This window comes from Acinetobacter sp. WCHA39 (genome assembly GCF_002165385.1).
GTDB lineage: Bacteria > Pseudomonadota > Gammaproteobacteria > Pseudomonadales > Moraxellaceae > Acinetobacter.
In genome coordinates this window covers 23,390-40,351 of sequence record NZ_NHRP01000006.1, presented here as the reverse complement: position 1 = coordinate 40,351, position 16,962 = coordinate 23,390, and the positions used below count along the sequence as shown (strand labels likewise).

16 protein-coding genes are annotated in these 16,962 nt (G+C 39.8%); 6 read left to right on the top strand and 10 right to left on the bottom strand.

What is annotated here, in order from left to right; genetic code table 11:
* Positions 1–329: 329 nt before the first annotated feature.
* Entirely contained in the window at positions 330–971 is a 642-nt protein-coding gene (locus tag CDG56_RS04490) for a peroxiredoxin (RefSeq protein WP_087547063.1), read from the bottom strand.
* Between the two features lie 335 nt (positions 972–1,306).
* On the opposite strand from CDG56_RS04490, the gene secA reads away from it, so the two are divergent.
* Positions 1,307–4,042 carry a preprotein translocase subunit SecA gene (gene secA / locus CDG56_RS04485; RefSeq protein WP_087547062.1) on the top strand — a complete coding sequence of 912 codons (2,736 nt, stop codon included), beginning with the start codon at positions 1,307–1,309 and terminating at the stop codon, positions 4,040–4,042.
* A gap of 145 nt (positions 4,043–4,187) precedes the next feature.
* Positions 4,188–4,592, top strand: coding sequence for a hypothetical protein (locus tag CDG56_RS04480; protein ID WP_087547061.1), 405 nt, complete (start codon positions 4,188–4,190; stop codon positions 4,590–4,592).
* A 54-nt stretch (positions 4,593–4,646) separates the two neighbouring features.
* Here CDG56_RS04480 and lpxO read toward each other — a convergent pair whose 3' ends face one another.
* From lpxO to trhA, 3 genes are all read right to left on the bottom strand, one after another.
* A complete protein-coding gene (lpxO, locus tag CDG56_RS04475) occupies positions 4,647–5,552 on the bottom strand; it encodes a lipid A hydroxylase LpxO (RefSeq protein WP_087535698.1) in 906 nt (301 codons plus the stop codon).
* A 156-nt stretch (positions 5,553–5,708) separates the two neighbouring features.
* Positions 5,709–7,019 carry an MFS transporter gene (locus CDG56_RS04470; protein ID WP_087547060.1) on the bottom strand — a complete coding sequence of 437 codons (1,311 nt, stop codon included), beginning with the start codon at positions 7,017–7,019 and terminating at the stop codon, positions 5,709–5,711.
* 100 nt (positions 7,020–7,119) lie between these two features.
* Complete coding sequence (trhA, locus tag CDG56_RS04465; RefSeq protein ID WP_087547115.1) at positions 7,120–7,761, bottom strand: PAQR family membrane homeostasis protein TrhA; 642 nt, start codon at positions 7,759–7,761, stop codon at positions 7,120–7,122.
* Positions 7,762–7,862: 101 nt separating this feature from the next.
* Here trhA and CDG56_RS04460 point away from each other — a divergent pair, with 101 nt between their 5' ends.
* Entirely contained in the window at positions 7,863–9,080 is a 1,218-nt protein-coding gene (locus tag CDG56_RS04460) for a class I SAM-dependent methyltransferase (protein ID WP_087547059.1), read from the top strand.
* Positions 9,081–9,097: 17 nt separating this feature from the next.
* A complete protein-coding gene (locus tag CDG56_RS04455) occupies positions 9,098–9,523 on the top strand; it encodes a GNAT family N-acetyltransferase (RefSeq protein ID WP_087547058.1) in 426 nt (141 codons plus the stop codon).
* A 63-nt stretch (positions 9,524–9,586) separates the two neighbouring features.
* Here CDG56_RS04455 and CDG56_RS04450 read toward each other — a convergent pair whose 3' ends face one another.
* From CDG56_RS04450 to CDG56_RS04440, 3 genes are all read right to left on the bottom strand, one after another.
* Positions 9,587–9,826: a hypothetical protein gene (locus tag CDG56_RS04450; protein WP_087547057.1), complete on the bottom strand. Its 240-nt coding sequence runs from the start codon at positions 9,824–9,826 to the stop codon at positions 9,587–9,589.
* A gap of 265 nt (positions 9,827–10,091) precedes the next feature.
* Positions 10,092–10,946 carry a patatin family protein gene (locus tag CDG56_RS04445; RefSeq protein ID WP_087547056.1) on the bottom strand — a complete coding sequence of 285 codons (855 nt, stop codon included), beginning with the start codon at positions 10,944–10,946 and terminating at the stop codon, positions 10,092–10,094.
* A gap of 66 nt (positions 10,947–11,012) precedes the next feature.
* Positions 11,013–11,234, bottom strand: coding sequence for a hypothetical protein (locus CDG56_RS04440; RefSeq protein ID WP_004664735.1), 222 nt, complete (start codon positions 11,232–11,234; stop codon positions 11,013–11,015).
* Positions 11,235–11,500: 266 nt separating this feature from the next.
* Here CDG56_RS04440 and CDG56_RS04435 point away from each other — a divergent pair, with 266 nt between their 5' ends.
* Positions 11,501–11,788 carry a hypothetical protein gene (locus CDG56_RS04435; RefSeq protein WP_005162108.1) on the top strand — a complete coding sequence of 96 codons (288 nt, stop codon included), beginning with the start codon at positions 11,501–11,503 and terminating at the stop codon, positions 11,786–11,788.
* A 90-nt stretch (positions 11,789–11,878) separates the two neighbouring features.
* Here the strand turns inward: CDG56_RS04435 and CDG56_RS04430 are convergent, their stop codons facing one another.
* Entirely contained in the window at positions 11,879–14,026 is a 2,148-nt protein-coding gene (locus CDG56_RS04430) for a 3-hydroxyacyl-CoA dehydrogenase NAD-binding domain-containing protein (protein WP_087547055.1), read from the bottom strand.
* 10 nt (positions 14,027–14,036) lie between these two features.
* Positions 14,037–15,242: an acetyl-CoA C-acetyltransferase gene (locus CDG56_RS04425; RefSeq protein ID WP_004799949.1), complete on the bottom strand. Its 1,206-nt coding sequence runs from the start codon at positions 15,240–15,242 to the stop codon at positions 14,037–14,039.
* Between the two features lie 248 nt (positions 15,243–15,490).
* On the opposite strand from CDG56_RS04425, the gene CDG56_RS17030 reads away from it, so the two are divergent.
* Positions 15,491–15,658: a hypothetical protein gene (locus CDG56_RS17030; RefSeq protein ID WP_171295098.1), complete on the top strand. Its 168-nt coding sequence runs from the start codon at positions 15,491–15,493 to the stop codon at positions 15,656–15,658.
* Positions 15,659–15,737: 79 nt separating this feature from the next.
* Here CDG56_RS17030 and CDG56_RS04420 read toward each other — a convergent pair whose 3' ends face one another.
* Positions 15,738–16,751 carry an AraC family transcriptional regulator gene (locus tag CDG56_RS04420; protein WP_005162097.1) on the bottom strand — a complete coding sequence of 338 codons (1,014 nt, stop codon included), beginning with the start codon at positions 16,749–16,751 and terminating at the stop codon, positions 15,738–15,740.
* Positions 16,752–16,962: the final 211 nt, after the last annotated feature.

Genomic DNA, 16,962 nt, shown 5'->3' with positions numbered 1-16,962 from the left:
TTGAAGAGAATTATTTTTATAACGTATCGACTAAAAAATACCAACAAGTTTTTATTTTGCGATTTAAAAAGCCTATCGGGTCGATAGGCAATAGAGTTTGTTATTCAGATTCAAAATTTTTACTGTTCGACTTGCGTTCGTAACGAGCGTTATTCGTTTTGTGTACTGCGCACTTCGTTTGTATTGCGCTGGGTTTGAAGCCTTTAGTCGGCTTCAATCTTTTAACTCACAGTATAGCTGTTTCGACTTGCGTTCGTAACGAGCGTTGCTCGTTTTGTGTACTACGCACTTCGTTTGTCTTGCGCTGCGTTTGAAGCCTTTAGTCGGCTTCAATCTTGCTCAGGTTGTGGTGTTAAACGTAGATAAGGTTTCACTGCGGTATAGCCTTGAGGAAAGCGTTGTTTAATTTCCTCTTCATCTTTCAACGACGGTACAATGACGACATCTTCGCCATGTTGCCAATTTGCAGGTGTTGCGACTTTATGTTTATCTGTTAGCTGTAATGAATCAACCACTCGCAACACTTCATTAAAGTTACGACCTGTTGAGGCTGGATAAGTAATAATCAAGCGGACTTTTTTATTCGGATCAATAATGACCAGTGAGCGAACAGTTAAGGTCTCACTCGCATTTGGGTGGATAAAACCATATAGTTCAGAAACTTTACGATCTTTATCCGCAATAATTGGAAAGTTGACCGTTGTGTTTTGAGTTTCATTGATATCCTGAATCCAGCTTTTATGTGATTCCACATCATCCACAGATAAAGCGATTGCTTTTATGCCTCGTTTTGTGAATTCATCTTTGAGCTTTGCGGTGAACCCCAGTTCTGTCGTACAAACAGGTGTAAAATCAGCAGGATGTGAAAATAGAATCCCCCAGTGGTTACCTAGAAACTCATAAAAATCAATTCTTCCTTCGCTCGATTCTTGTTGGAAATTTGGAGCAATATCACCTAAACGTAATGTCATACTTCGTCCTTAGAACATTTTTAATCTTATGTGTGTTGGATTAATATGCGCCAGAAGGCTTAGAAGTAAAAATATTGTTTTTTGATGTTTTTATGAGTTTAAAAGATATAGAGTTTAGTTTGGTTGGAAAATTGATCGGAAATTCACATTTTAGTCGATGTAACTTATAGTCAAATTTGCTACATTAACTGACTTTGGTTGCTTGTGGTCAGAATTGCCTCGCAGATTTTTTTACCTGTTTGGATGTAAAGCCCTTGTAGTTCTTATTTCTGACTCCATAATAACAGCTAAGAAAAAATTACCTATTTAAACAAACAGGATTAGAGAGTTTATTCATGTTGGCAAGTCTGATCGGAGGTATCTTCGGTACTAAAAATGAGCGTGAGCTCAAACGCATGCGTAAAATTGTTGAACAAATCAATGCGCTTGAACCGACGATATCTGCTCTTAACGATGCAGACCTTTCTGCAAAAACTCAAGAATTCAAAGAAAGATTTAAAAACGGTGAAAGCCTAAATAAATTATTACCTGAAGCATTTGCAGTTTGTCGTGAAGCCGCAAAACGCGTGATGGGAATGCGTCACTATGATGTTCAGTTGATTGGTGGTATCACACTGCACGAAGGCAAAATTGCTGAGATGCGTACAGGTGAAGGTAAAACCCTGATGGGTACTTTAGCGTGTTACCTCAATGCATTGAGTGGTCAGGGTGTGCATGTCATCACCGTCAATGACTATCTTGCACAACGTGATGCTGAACTCAACCGCCCATTATTTGAGTTTTTGGGTTTAAGCATCGGTGTGATTTATTCGATGCAAATGCCTGCTGAGAAAGCACAAGCTTATTTGGCAGACATTACTTACGGTACCAACAACGAATTTGGTTTCGATTATCTACGTGACAACATGGTATTTTCTCTACAAGAGAAAAAACAACGTGGCTTAAGCTATGCGATCATCGATGAAGTTGACTCAATCTTGATTGATGAAGCACGTACACCACTCATTATTTCTGGACAAAGTGAAGATTCATCTCATTTGTATCAGTTGATTAATAGTATTCCACCAATACTACGTCCACAGAAAGAAGAAAAAGTGGCTGATGGTGGACATTTCTGGGTAGATGAGAAACAACGTACAGTTGAAATGACTGAAGTGGGTTACGAGACTGTTGAACAAGAATTAATTCGTATGGGATTGTTGGCTGAGGGTGAGAGTCTTTACTCAGCGACCAATTTGAATTTGGTTCACCATGTGACTGCTGCAATTCGCGCGCATTACTTATATCAAAAGAACGTTCACTACATTATTGGCATTAATCCTCAGACTCAAAAAGAAGAAGTGATTATTGTTGATGAGAGTACGGGTCGTACCATGCCTGGTCGTCGTTGGTCTGAAGGTTTACATCAAGCGGTTGAAGCCAAAGAAAATATGGAAATCCAGCCTGAAAACCAAACTTTGGCAACCACAACGTTCCAGAACTATTTCCGTTTATATAAAAAGCTTTCAGGTATGACAGGTACAGCTGATACTGAAGCTGCTGAAATGAAAGAAATCTATGGTTTAGATGTTGTTATTATCCCAACTCACCGTCCGATGGTGCGTAAGGATCATAACGACTTAATTTATTTAAATCGTAACGGTAAATACAACGCAATTATCGAAGAAATTACCAATATTCGTAAACAAGGTGTTGCGCCGATTTTGATCGGTACCGCAACGATTGAAGCAAGTGAAATATTATCTTCAAAACTGCTGCAAGCAGGGATTCATCATGAAGTTTTGAACGCAAAACAACATGAGCGTGAAGCAGATATTATTGCGCAAGCAGGTAGCCCAAATGCCGTCACGATTGCAACCAACATGGCGGGTCGTGGTACGGATATTTTGCTGGGTGGTAACTGGAAAGCAAAACTTGCCAAAATTGAAAATCCTAGCCCTGAAGACGAAGCTCGTTTACAAGCACAATGGGAAAAAGATCATGAAGATGTGTTAAATTCTGGTGGTTTACATATCATTGGTTCAGAGCGTCATGAATCACGTCGTATTGATAACCAGCTTCGTGGTCGTGCAGGTCGTCAAGGTGACCCAGGTGTATCACGCTTCTATTTATCACTTGAAGATGATTTGATGCGTATCTTTGCGGGTGATCGTGTCGTTGCGATGATGCGTGCAATGGGCTTGCAAGAAAATGAAGCCATTGAGCACAAAATGGTGAGTCGTTCGATCGAAAATGCGCAGCGCAAAGTTGAAGCACGTAACTTTGATATTCGTAAAAATCTATTGAAGTACGACGATGTAAATAATGAACAACGTAAAATTATTTACTCACAACGTGATGAGATTTTGGCAGAAAGTACATTACAAGATTATATCGAAGAGATGCATAAAGAGGTGATGAAAGGGGTAATTGCGAACTTCATTCCACCTGAATCAATCCATGATCAATGGGATATTCCTGGTCTAGAAACTGCTTTACGCACGGATCTAGGTATCGAGCTTCCTGTACAGCAGTGGTTAGATCAAGATCGCCGCTTGGATGAGGAAGGCTTGATTGCGCGTATTTCTGATGAAGTAATTGCACGTTATCGTCAACGCCGTCAGCAAATGGGTGATGAGTCAGCCGCAATGCTCGAACGTCACTTTATGTTGAATTCACTTGATCGTCATTGGAAAGATCATTTAGCAGCGATGGATTATTTACGTCAAGGGATCCATTTACGTGGCTATGCTCAGAAAAATCCTGAGCAAGAGTATAAGAAAGAAGCGTTTAATTTGTTCGTGAATATGTTGGGTATTATTAAATCAGATGTTGTAACTGATCTATCTCGCGTTCACGTACCAACAGCAGAAGAGTTGGCTGAATTAGAAGCTCAGCAACAACGTCAAGCTGAATCTATGCGTCTTTCTTTTGAACATGATGATGTTGATGGTTTAACAGGTGAAGTGACGATTTCTGAAGAGAGTGGTAGCTTATCTGGAAATGCAGTATTTCCAGTACCAGAAAGCCGTAATGCGCCATGCCCATGTGGTTCAGGTCTAAAATATAAACAATGTCACGGTAAAATTTAAAATTTTGACTTAGTTTGTATTCAAATGAAAAGCAGAGCATTTGCTCTGCTTTTTTACGAGAAGTAACTTGTGTCTAGAGCAACTTTGTAGTTTTATTATGAGAATTATCCTCCTTAATTGGATTCGCATTAAAAGCGGGAAGACAATGAAAAAGCCATTACAACTTTTAATTTTAGCGAGTGCTGCATTATCTGGCGTTGTACTTGCAGATAACGTTCCTCAAACGACTACGGTCGATAAAGTGCTTGCAGCAAAAGGGGCGACTACTGCTGAGGCGCAGGTTAAACGTGAAGTTACTACTGTGATTAGTCCACGTACAGGTATTCGTTATACTCTCGGTGATACAGGTAATCGTCCAATCGTGTTACAAACTGCGGCAATTGCACCAGCAAATTCTGCCAATATTAATCGTATCGTGGCATCAAATCCTGCTTTGTCTGCTAAGAGTCAGGAAAAAGCCAAGATTGCCCTGATTGGTGAGGCTGCGGTTCAGGGGGCAGATATGGCGGCCCAAACAGCCAGTGCTCAAGCACCTCAGACAAATCAATAATATTGTTTGGCAATAAAAAAGAGATGCTCAGCATCTCTTTTTTATAATCAGCTTTTATAAAAAGCTAGGTAAAAGTATTAGACCAATAATGATTGCAAACATCAGCCATTTTGCAAGATAGTAAACTTTACGATTACGTTGTTTTAAACCACGACCATAGTGATGTACAGCATAACCATACTTGAAAATTCGATTGATAAAACCAGTTTTATCTTGATCATCATTGGGTGAACTTGCAGCAGACATCACGTTTCGTCCGAACCAATGATTTACTTTCTGTGCCCAACCCCATTTCATTGGACGTTCAATATCGCAGAATAAAATAATACGTGTTTCATCTGTTTGATTATGTGCCCAATGGACATAAGTTTCATCAAAAACAGTGGCTTCACCATCTCTCCAAGAATAACGCTCCTGATCGACTTCAATGAAACAGTCATCGCTATTCGGTGTGACTAAACCTAAGTGGTAGCGAACAGAGCCCGCATAAGGATCACGATGTTTACCAAGATAACTACCAGATGGTAATTCAGTAAACATGGCTGCTTTTACTGAAGGAATACTTTCCAACAGAGCGACTGTTTTGGGGCAGAGTTGTTGTGCTGATGGGTGGCTATCTTGATACCATTTCAGATAAAAGCGTTTCCAACCGCGTTTAAAAAAAGTATTAAAACCAGCATCATTATTTTTTTCTGAAGCTTTAATTTGATTTTGAAGTTGGATCGCTTCTTCTCGAATCACTTGCCAGTTATCTTGTAATGGTTTCAGTTCTGGGAACTGCGCCACATCAAAGAACGGTTGGTTAGGCAGTTTAGAGAAACCAGTCATAAACATGTTAACTGGGGCTAGGAATGTAGAATGGTCGAATAATTGTCGAGATGCTTTTAATCGTTCCTTGCCACGATAATAAGTGTATAGGAAGCTGACTAAAAATACGGCAACGATAATCACTGCGTACATATATACAGTCGTCTAAAAAATAGGAGGGGAGTATTTTAGCACAAAAAATATTTTGCAGAATGTTGTTGTTAGACCAAGTGTAAAAGGCTTGAAATTGCCCGATAAATGGTTATCGGATGATTAATTAAATAAATCATCCGAGAATAAAAGGTGTGATTAAATTTGGTTATTTACATCATCATTTTTGGTTTCACGAATCAGTAAAAATGCAATTAAAGATAATACAGAAGCTAAGCTTAGATATAAACCGACAGCCCCTAAACCATAACTTTCTGCAAGTTGAGTCGCGATATAAGGTGCAAATGAAGCACCAAAAATTCCAGCTAAATTAAAGGTTAATGCTGAACCTGTATAACGTACTGATGTTGGAAAAATCTCTGAAAGCACAGTTCCAATTGGTCCATAGGTCAACCCCATGATTGAAAGTCCAATACACAAGAATAAAAACACCAATATTGGGCTACCCGAACCAAGGAATGGAGCGAAGCATAAGCCAAATAGTGCTGATAATACACAGACAGCGATTGATGTGGTTTTGCGTCCAAATTTTTCAGCTAAAATGGCTGAAACTGGAATAAATGCAGCAAAACACAAAGTTGCGGCTAGTTGAAGTTGTAAAAACTCACCTCGTGTATAGCCTAATTGAGTTGTTCCCCATGTTAGAGCAAATACTGTCGTAAGATAAAACACCACAAAAGTACAGATTGCCGCAATCGTACCGAGAATTAACATTGGTAGATGCTTGGTCATGACTTCTTTAAATGGCACATTGACTTCTTTTTGCTTATTTAGCACCTTTTGAAAGGCTGGTGTTTCATGCAGTTTTAAACGAATGTAGAGACCAACAAGAACCAATACAGCACTGGAAATAAATGGAACACGCCATCCCCAAGTCATAAAATCTTGCTCGGACATAAAGGCATTCAATAATAGAAATGAGCCTGTTGCCAAAATGAAGCCAATTGGCGCACCGAGTTGAGGAAACATACCATACCATGCACGTTTACCCTCTGGGGCATTTTCAGTGGCAAGTAAAACCGCGCCACTCCATTCACCGCCTAAGCCCAAGCCTTGTCCTAAACGGCATAAGGCAAGTAGCAATGGGGCAACAATGCCAATCTGGGCATAGGTTGGAAGCAGCCCGATACAGACAGTGGAAATTCCCATAGTGAGCAGGGCGGCAACCAGTGTGGCTTTACGCCCGATCCGATCACCCAGATGTCCAAAAATCGCCGCACCAATTGGGCGGGCAATAAAGGCGATGGCAAAGGTTGCCAGTGATTTGAGTACCGCAGCACCATCACTGCTTTCAGGAAAAAATAAATGGGGGAAAATCAGCACTGCCGCTGTGGCGTAGATATAAAAGTCGAAAAACTCAATCGTAGTACCCACCAGACTGGCAAATAATACCCGTACCTTTGAATTACTGGCCACTTCAGTGGTGACAGTCGTAGCGTTTGACGACATACAAAACCTTAATGTGATTTATTCAGGAAACAGTAAAACCTGTCCTGAAAATTTTTTTGAATGCGGAATTTACCCAGCAATCTGCCTGTGATGCATGGATTTATAATACATAGCAATAGATCGCTAAAAAGTGTAAACCTGCCCCTAATAGCACAAAAACATGCCAAATTGCGTGGCTATATCTTACCTTTTTTAACGCATAAAACAATGTGCCAACGGTATAGGCAAGTCCACCTGCAATTAATAGTTGAATTGCTTCTTTTGAAAGGTGGCGTTGCATATCATCCATGACCAAAACTGCCAACCATCCCATCACAAGATAAGCGGCTAATGAAACTTTTTGAAAGCGATGAATAAAAACTAACTTAAATAGCGTGCCAATCAGTGCAATGACCCATAAAGCAATCAGTAAATAGTGGGCTTTAGCTGTCGGAATCGCGATGCTCAGAAATGGGGTATATGTACCTGCGATGAGATAATAAATCGCAGTATGGTCCAGTTTTTTATACCAATAGCGTTTACGCTCATCTTGAGCAAAATGATAAATCATTGAGCTACTCAGTAATAAGACTAAGCTAAAACCATATACCCATAAACTGAACCATTGTCCTAAAGGCAGCTGTTGACCTTTAATAATGAGTAAGATAGAAGCAATCAGTGCTAATACAGCTCCAATACCATGACTATAAGCATTAATTCGTTCTTCTTTCGGGTCATAGCTCAACAAGGTATTTACGGTCATCAGATTTATTGTTTGCATAAAAATACAACTGTATCGTAATGCAATTTCCCTTTTAAAGTAAGACGCTTTAGAATTTAGTTTCTATTTGTCAGGTTTTCATTATGTTTGCGCCGAAATTTTCTTTTGAACAAGAGCAGCAGTTTTTCTTGGATATCCAGCAATCTATTGAAAATAAAAGCTTTGAACGACTGATTCTCAGTCAGTACAAGGGTGATGTGGCAGATCTGGAAAAAATGACTTTTCGCATGATTGAGTTGCAGGGGCAGGCAACACTGTCTTGTTTATATCATCACACCACTCAGGATGTGACTAAAAATTACACTCTAACTGATGGTGTAGAAAAGATTGCTGAGTTACTGAATCTATCTAAACAAGCTAATTTATTCACTTTGAATCAAGATATCCAATTAAAGAAAAATAAAAAGAAAGCGATGTTAAATTATCAAAAAAAGCAAACATCAGTACTTAAAGTTGAACAACAACAGCACAATCGTGAAAAGCAACGTTATGTACAGCAGCAAAGTCCTTTTTTAAGACATTTAGGCATTACAGATGAAAAAGGCCAGATTGTTCCAAGTATGGCGCGAAAGTGGAAGCAGATTAATAAATTTATTGAAATCTTTTCAAATGCCTATGAACAGATTGATGCTTCGCAACAGCAATTAAATATCGTTGATTTTGGTTCAGGTAAAGGTTATTTAACTTTTGCATTGTATGATTATTTACAGTCGCAACAAAAAACACCATTGATCACAGGAGTGGAATTGCGTTCCAACTTAGTCGAGTTTTGTCAGAATGTAGCTGATCAGGTAGGTTTCAATCATCTTGATTTCTTTGAAGGTGATGTACGTAGTTATCAACCTGAGAAATTGGACGTGATGATTGCTTTACATGCCTGTGATATTGCCACCGATTTTGCGATTCATACAGGTATTCGTCTGAATGCTTCAATGATTATGTGTGCGCCATGTTGTCATAAAGAACTTCGCCCACAATTACATAGCCCAGAAGTATTACAGCCGATGCTGCAATTTGGTATTCATGCGGGGCAACAGGCTGAAATGTTGACGGATACCCTACGTGCCTTATTACTGAAAGCATATGGTTATGAAACCAAAGTATTCGAGTTTGTTGCCTTAGAACATACCAGTAAAAATAAAATGATTTTGGCGACGAAACGTAAAGCACTTCAACAGCCTGATCCAAAAATTATGCAACAAATCCAAGCCTTAAAAGCCATGTATGGCATTGAAAAACAAAGCCTAGAATTATTATTGCAAGATCAAATGCCAATCGAAAATATTGGCTGCAAATGTTAATCAAGTCTGGGGATTGTATGTATCAGGTCAAACACGGACGTTGGGATCAATTACAGCAAGATGCTAAATTGATCCGAACGCAGGTTTTTATTTGTGAACAAGGTATTACTGAAGCAGATGAGTGGGATGATCAAGATCTGATTTCTCAGCATTTTGTGATCTATGATCAAGACCAGCCAATCGCGACTGCACGTTTACTCGAAAATAACAGTGTAGGGCGGGTTGCTGTACTAAAAGCCTATCGGGGGCAAGGTCTTGGACAAATGATTATGCTAGAAATTATTAGTTATGCTCAAAAGCAACGTCGATCAGTATTGACATTATCCTCTCAAGTCCATGCGATCTCATTCTATAAAAAGCTAGGTTTTACTGTACAAGGTAATTCATATGATGAGTGCGGAATTCCGCACATTGAAATGACGATGAGTCTAAACACTTTATAGATAAAAATCATATTGAGAGGGCTTACTCAATAGATCATGATTGTCTAAGTTTATACTCTAATGCTACTTTTTTGGGCTCTGCTCAATAACTTCTGATGCAGCAGAAGCATGTTCATGTTGAGCAAGTTCTTTCTCTTGTTGGGCTTTACGCTGTGCACCAGGCATATAATCAGGTTCTTGAGACATTGCTAAATAAAAAAAACTGAGAAATATGGTACTTAATACGCCCACAATAATGACAAACTTCCATCCTAATACCGTTTCTTCATTTGAGTTTTTTTGTGGTGATGGTTGATTGCTCATAATAAATTCCAAAAATTAAAATTTTAAGGTTGCAGCATTAATCAATAAAATTAATAAAACCTTAAATATTATATGGCTTTCAAATTACCTTGGGGAATTTATTTATATTTTGTATTTGATTCAATGCGTAAGAGTCTGCAAAAGTCAGTTAAAAAAATCGCATTGTAGATATTGAAAATAGAAAAAGCATAAATGATTGAATAATTTGGGATAGAAACAACTAAATTATTCAATCATGATTCATTCAAGATTTGGTCGTGTAGACTCAGAGGTTCTTCCAATCCTCAATCGCTTTTAAACCCGTTTCTATACCTACATCGTAGCTATAGCGAATTTTTGCTTTGTTTTTAGAAAGTCGACCTGCCATGTTTTTTAGATCAGGGGGGCAAACTTCAAGAATTTGTTGTTTTGAGGCGGAGCGAACAAATTGCACCGAATCATTATAACGTTGAGTTCTGTTGAGCAAGCTTTGTGCAAAACCACGTTTTTGTTTAAACACATATTTAGCAAGCAACTGATCACCTTTGCTACTAGCTTTATAATAATTCTTTGGCCGTGTTCGCAATACCATAAGTTTCGAAACATCATGTTGCTGAGCAGCCCAATGTATTGGGAGGGCATCCGCAACACCACCATCAAAGTAGGGTTCACCAAATACGTCAACTGCTTGACGTGTGAGGACGGGGATAGAACTAGATGCTCTTAATCCATCTAAAATATTGTCTTTAGATGCTCTGATATAAGTGGCTTCACCTGAAATCGCATGGGTGAGCACCATATAAAATTCAGGATGATTTTCAAATAGATGTGTCTGATTTAAAGGATATTCTTTTTCAACTACATCCCACATCCATTTTAAATCCAATAAATCGCCGCCTTTAAAGAAGCGACCGTAATGAATAAACTCAGAGCGAAGGGAATAATCTAAATAGATTTGTAGAGTACGGCCTTGCTGAGCAGCTAAGTAATTTGCGACATTGGTTGAACCAGAAGAAACACCAACACATAGGTCAAAAGGATTAAATTGTTGCTGTAAAAATGCATCTAAGACACCGCTGGTAAATGCACCACGCATTCCACCACCTTCAACAACCAGTGCCTGACGATTTTGGTGAAGCATTGAAAATCTCGAATAACATGATAAATCCCTGTTTAACACGGATTCATCATGATCGACAATAATATTTTAGTGATGATGTTCATGCTCCGCATGCATTGTTTCGGTTGTCATCGATGACTCTGACATTTCAGATTGAGCTGCTGCTTTCTTCTGATTCATTGGCATATAGTCTGGTTCGTTGTTCATCGCCAAGTAAAAAATCACCATAAAAAGAAAACTTAAAATACAGGTGATAATGAGTGCTTTCCAACCCCAAGGTGAGGTTTCTGGACAGAGTTTTTCAGACATAGGATTTTTCCTAAAGAGAGAAAATAAATAGCCTTATAGCATAAAAGTATAATTCACTCCGTGTGCAGATGTTAATAAGCAAATCAAAAATCGACTTTTGTCCAATATGGATTACAGGATCGGATTGTTAAAATAGTCATAGTATTCAATACAATGAACACAGATTCTTTCAAGGTAGATAAGAAACTGAGCCTTTTTAAAGGCTAATTATCTATTTTGAAGATCATAATAATATTGATGAAAAACAAAATGTGATGGAGAAAAGAATGATTTTGGATTCAACGGATACGGATATTTTTGCAGCTGTTACGCAGTTTTATGTACGTTTAAGACGGGTAACGGGGCGTGTGGTTGATGTGCTTTATATGGTGGAAAATCAAGAATATGCACAGCATCTCATTGATTATGCTAAAACAATAGATGATACTGAGTTGCAAAGCCATGTGAATCATCTCACACGATCTTTTAATCTCGTGAAAGTGCCAGTTGTGGTAGAACAACCTGAGCAAGTTGTGGAACGACCTGTGCCTCAAAGAGTTTGGTTCTTAGGTTAAACCTTACTTTTTAAAGATCTAAAATAAATATTCCTCCCCCTTTGATCAAAGAGGGAGGACATACAAACAGCTTAGTTTAGAAGCGTCATACTATTTAAATACTTCACCTGATTCAGCATGTTTTCTAAGTAATGCAGGTGCTATAAAGCGTTCGCCATATTTAGAAGCTAATTCTTCTGAGCGCTGGAGAGATTTCTCAATTCCATTTTGGTTTAGGAACTGGATTGCTCCTCCTGTCCACGGTGCGAAACCGATTCCAAAAATCGAGCCGACATTGGCATCAATGACTGATTCTAGAACGCCTTCCTCATAGCAGCGTAAAGTATCGAGTGCCTGAACAAACAAGAAACGATCAATCATATCTTGTTCGGAAATATCATTGGCTTTCGTCCAGCGGCTGAGTCCATCCCACAAATGTTTTTTGCCATTTTCAGGATATTCATAGAAGCCTGCACCCGCTGCCTTACCTTTACGATTCAGCTCGTGAATCATGGTGTGAACTACTTCATCTACAGGAGTTTTTGGTAATTCCTTACCCTCAGCCTGTAGGGCTTTACGGGTTTCACTCGCAACATGTTCAGTCAGAGTTAAAGAGACTTCATCCTGAATCGCAAGTGGGCCGACTGGCATACCTGCCTTGAGTGCCGCCATTTCAATTTTGGCTGGATGAACACCTTCAGCAAGTAGGCGCATACCTTCTTGAATGAACGTACCAAAGACACGACTGGTAAAGAAACCACGACTGTCATTCACCACAATTGGCGTTTTAGCAATTTGTTGTACAAAGTCATAAGCCTTCGCCAATGTTTCTGCCGAAGTTTCCTTCCCCTTGATAATTTCAACCAACTGCATTTTGTCTACAGGGCTAAAGAAATGTAAGCCAATAAAGTTTTTGGTATCTTTACTTGCAGTCGCTAAACCCGTGATTGGTAAGGTAGACGTATTCGATGCAAAAATGCCACCTTCAGCTAAATACTGTTCAGCTTCTTGAGTCACCTTAGCTTTGAGTTCTTGATTTTCAAATACTGCTTCAATAATTAAATCACAGCCTTGTAAATCAGCTGCATTAGCAGTAGCCGTAATAAGCGCTAACACTTGATCGCGTTTTTCCGCTGACATACGACCCTGTGAAACACGTTTATCAAGTAGCTTTTGCGAGTAAGCTTTGCCTTTCTCTGCATTTTCAACAGATACGTCTTTGAGTACGACAGGAATGCCTTTGATTGCGGTTGAGTAGGCAATCCCTGCACCCATCATGCCTGCACCTAAAACACCGACTTTCTTCGCTTGCCATTTAGCAATTTCAGTAGGACGACTCGCACCTGATTTAATTGCATTTAGACCATGCCAAAACGTACCGATCATGTTCTTGGAAATCTGACCTACTGTCAGTTGTGTAAAGTAACGTGACTCGATACGTAAAGCGGTATCCACATCGACTTGCGCACCTTCAACCGCAGCCGCCATGATTGCTTCAGGGGCAGGGTAGCAGCCTTTGGTTTTGTCACGTAGCATTGCAGGAGCAATCGCAAGCACTTGTGCAACCGCAGGAGTGCTTGGACTGCCACCCGGGATTTTGTAGCCTTTCACATCAAATGGTTGCTGTGCTGCTTTTGTAGAAGGTGGATTAGCTTTTACCCAAGCAATGGCTTTTTCTAACAGCTCTTGTTCATTCTCAGCCGTGTCATGTACCAAACCAAGAGATTTTGCTTTATCGACACCAAATTGCTTACCTTCCATGAGGAACGGGAATGCATTTTGTAAGCCGAGCAGACGCACCATACGGACGATACCACCGCCACCTGGAAGTAAACCTAAAGTCACTTCAGGTAAACCAAATTTAGTTTTTGGATCATTGATTGCAATACGATAATGACAACCTAAAGCGATTTCCCAACCACCACCAAGCGCAGTGCCGTTTAAAGCTGCAACAACAGGCACACCTAAAGTTTCGATTGTGCGTAAGTCACCTTTGAGTTTTTCAATCATCTTGAAAAATTCAGTGGCGTGTTCAGGTTGTACCTGAATCAGCTCATCTAGGTCACCACCAGCAAAGAAGGTTTTCTTAGCTGAACGGAAAATAATACCTTTCAGATCAGTTTCAGCTTTAAGCTTTTGACTGACTTCATCTAAAGCATTACGGAACTCTGCATTCATGGTGTTTGCAGATTGACCAGATGAATCTAGTGTAAGAATTACAATATTGTCAGCGTTTTTTTCGTATTTAATAGCGCTCATGTTGTTCTCCTTACACCAACTCGATAATGGTAGCGATACCCATACCACCACCGACACATAATGTTGCTAGACCACGTTTTTTACCTTGACGCTCTAATTCATCTAACAAAGTTCCTAGAATCATGGCACCAGTTGCACCCAATGGATGTCCCATCGCAATCGCACCACCATTGACGTTGACTTTCTCAGCAGGAACTTTCAGTTCTGTAATAAAACGCATCACCACAGCTGCAAAAGCTTCATTCACTTCAAATAAATCAATATCGTTGATGCTCAAGCCTGCTTTTTCTAATGCTTTACGTGCAGCAGGGGCAGGACCAGTCAACATAATGGTTGGATCTGTACCGACTAATGCAGTTGCAAGCACCTTGGCACGAGGTTTTAAACCTTGCTCTTTGACTGCTTTTTCAGAAGCCAATAACACCACCGCAGCACCATCGACGATACCTGATGAGTTACCTGCATGATGAACGTGATTAATTTTTTGCGCTTCAGGATACTTCTGTAAAGCAACAGCATCGAAGCCCATTTGACCCATCATTTCAAAGCTAGCATTCAGTTTTGCTAAACCTTCAACTGTGGTATTCCCTTTGATAAATTCATCTTTTTCTAAGATTGTTACACCTGCATGATCTTTCACAGGCACAACTGATTTATCGAAATAACCATTTGCCTGAGCGGCAGCAGCCTTTTGTTGCGAACCGACCGCAAATGCATCTACATCTGCGCGGCTATAACCATCTAAAGTTGCGATTAAGTCTGCACCTACACCTTGTGGAACAAAAGACGATTTCAAATTGGTTTCTGGATCAAGCGCCCATGGACCACCATCAGAACCCATTGGAATGCGTGACATTGACTCCACACCGCCAGCAACCACAACATCTTCCCAACCTGAACGAACTTTTTGTGCTGCCAAGTTCACCGCTTCTAAACCAGAAGCACAGAAGCGGTTGATTTGGACACCTGCGACATCATCATTCCAACCTGCAGCAATCGCAGCAGTTTTGGCAATATCCCCACCTTGATCACCAATCGGTGTCACACAACCGAGAACGATATCATCGACTTTAGATGTGTCGAGTTGATGGCGTTGTTGTAATTCATTTAATAATGTTGTGAGTAAAGTAATTGGTTTTACTTCATGTAATGAGCCGTCTTTTTTTCCTTTTCCGCGTGGTGTGCGAATGGCATCAATAATATAGGCCTCGCTCATAGCTGTTCCTTGTATTGCCTTAAATTAAAATCATCGTGCTTCGAGTGTACTCAATTTAAGTGGCAGTGCAATGATGATAAACATTGGCAAGCTTGATGTTTTTCGCCAATTTTAATCGTTAAAATGGCATGCATAAATAAAATAAGGAAAACAGCATGAGTCAAATCCAGTTTTTTAGCAGTCAGGCTGGGGGAATACAGTTAGAGCTTAATCTGGGACAGGAAACTGTTTGGTTAAGTCAGGCATAGATGGCAGAGTTGTTTGGCACAAAACGCCCTGCAATTACCAAACATTTGGGAAACATCTTTAAAGTTGGTGAACTTGAACAAAGTTCAGTATGTTCCATTTTGGAACATACTGCGAGTGATGGCAAAATTTATCACACTCAGTTTTATTTTATTGAAAGAGATTGTTGAATAATAAAGAGATCGGTCCGTATTCTCAAAGTCAGCGGAATAGATAGCCTGAGCTTTCAGACTATCTATATGCAGTGATTTATAAATGCTGTCCGTGTAGTTGGCGATATAAACCAGGCGTAACACCTGTCCATTTCTTGAAGGCACGGTGGAAGGTACTGGTTTCGCTAAAGCCAACTTGTTGAGCAACATCTTCAAGGGTAAGGTTTGGTGTTAATAATAAATGAATTGCAGCATCACGACGTAAGGCATCTTTGACCCCTTGATAGCTTTTACCTTCCGCAGCCAAACGACGACGCAATGTTTGAGGTGATAAATACAACATTGATGCAACATCATTGAGGGTTGGCATTTCTTCACCAATTTGGCTCTTCAATACATCTCGGATACGTGAAGTGAGTGAGTTGGTATTCTTGAATTTTACCAGTAATTGTGCAGGTGCCGCTTTCAAAAACTCTTCTAAGGTTTTGTCATCTTGGCGTATTGGTAAATCTAGATAATCAGCAGCAAATGTGATTTCCGTACGTTGTGCATCGAATTGCATCACAGGCGCAAAGAACAGCGCATCATATTCATCTGCGTGGTTAGGGCGTTCATAGCCAAAATGAACACGTTCCAGTGGCAGGCGGCGTTCGATTAACCATGATGCAAGTCCATGCCAAATCATCAGCATGCTTTCAGTAATAAAATGATCAGGGTCAAGCGCTTTAGGAATGTGAGGCACTAAACGTGCTTCATGCTTGTCACGTTCCAAGCTTACCGACCATTCATCTCCAAACAATTTGTAGAACTGGGAGGAGAGTTCCAGTGCCTGTCCAAGTGTTTTCGAATGTATGATTAATTGGCACATAATGGCAAATGTACCTAAACGACGAGGCTGTACATCAAAACCAACGTGTTCGTCTTGGGTGACCATCCATAACATTTTGACAAAACGAGTATATTGCTCAGGGGAGATTCGCGCTTTGGGTTGACGCAGCAGTTCTGCCTCAATTCCAACATGTGAAAGTAATGTTTCAACGTCCATGCCTAGGCGTTTTACACCTGTTAAAGCCGCATTCACGAAGTGGATGCTGATCGTATCACGGCTCATATTGAATCCTTCAGTTTCTTTACTATTCACGATAATTGACCTAAATAACCGTCTAAAATATCTAATTGAGCAATTGACAAGAAAAAATATTGCTCACTAAGTACATGTTAAATTGCCGAAACGATCAAGGTAAATGGCTGAACATGACATTGTTTTTCTGTTTATCCGAACCTAGTATAAAAGAAAATTTGAACAATATGAGTAAAAATTA

Coding starts and splice junctions, on each gene's coding strand:
- CDG56_RS04490 (WP_087547063.1), bottom strand. CDS start 971: ATGACATTACGTTTAGGTGATATTGCTCCAAATTTCCAACAAGAATCG.
- secA (WP_087547062.1), top strand. CDS start 1,307: ATGTTGGCAAGTCTGATCGGAGGTATCTTCGGTACTAAAAATGAGCGT.
- CDG56_RS04480 (WP_087547061.1), top strand. CDS start 4,188: ATGAAAAAGCCATTACAACTTTTAATTTTAGCGAGTGCTGCATTATCT.
- lpxO (WP_087535698.1), bottom strand. CDS start 5,552: ATGTACGCAGTGATTATCGTTGCCGTATTTTTAGTCAGCTTCCTATAC.
- CDG56_RS04470 (WP_087547060.1), bottom strand. CDS start 7,019: ATGTCGTCAAACGCTACGACTGTCACCACTGAAGTGGCCAGTAATTCA.
- trhA (WP_087547115.1), bottom strand. CDS start 7,761: ATGACCGTAAATACCTTGTTGAGCTATGACCCGAAAGAAGAACGAATT.
- CDG56_RS04460 (WP_087547059.1), top strand. CDS start 7,863: ATGTTTGCGCCGAAATTTTCTTTTGAACAAGAGCAGCAGTTTTTCTTG.
- CDG56_RS04455 (WP_087547058.1), top strand. CDS start 9,098: ATGTATCAGGTCAAACACGGACGTTGGGATCAATTACAGCAAGATGCT.
- CDG56_RS04450 (WP_087547057.1), bottom strand. CDS start 9,826: ATGAGCAATCAACCATCACCACAAAAAAACTCAAATGAAGAAACGGTA.
- CDG56_RS04445 (WP_087547056.1), bottom strand. CDS start 10,946: ATGCTTCACCAAAATCGTCAGGCACTGGTTGTTGAAGGTGGTGGAATG.
- CDG56_RS04440 (WP_004664735.1), bottom strand. CDS start 11,234: ATGTCTGAAAAACTCTGTCCAGAAACCTCACCTTGGGGTTGGAAAGCA.
- CDG56_RS04435 (WP_005162108.1), top strand. CDS start 11,501: ATGATTTTGGATTCAACGGATACGGATATTTTTGCAGCTGTTACGCAG.
- CDG56_RS04430 (WP_087547055.1), bottom strand. CDS start 14,026: ATGAGCGCTATTAAATACGAAAAAAACGCTGACAATATTGTAATTCTT.
- CDG56_RS04425 (WP_004799949.1), bottom strand. CDS start 15,242: ATGAGCGAGGCCTATATTATTGATGCCATTCGCACACCACGCGGAAAA.
- CDG56_RS17030 (WP_171295098.1), top strand. CDS start 15,491: ATGGCAGAGTTGTTTGGCACAAAACGCCCTGCAATTACCAAACATTTG.
- CDG56_RS04420 (WP_005162097.1), bottom strand. CDS start 16,751: ATGAGCCGTGATACGATCAGCATCCACTTCGTGAATGCGGCTTTAACA.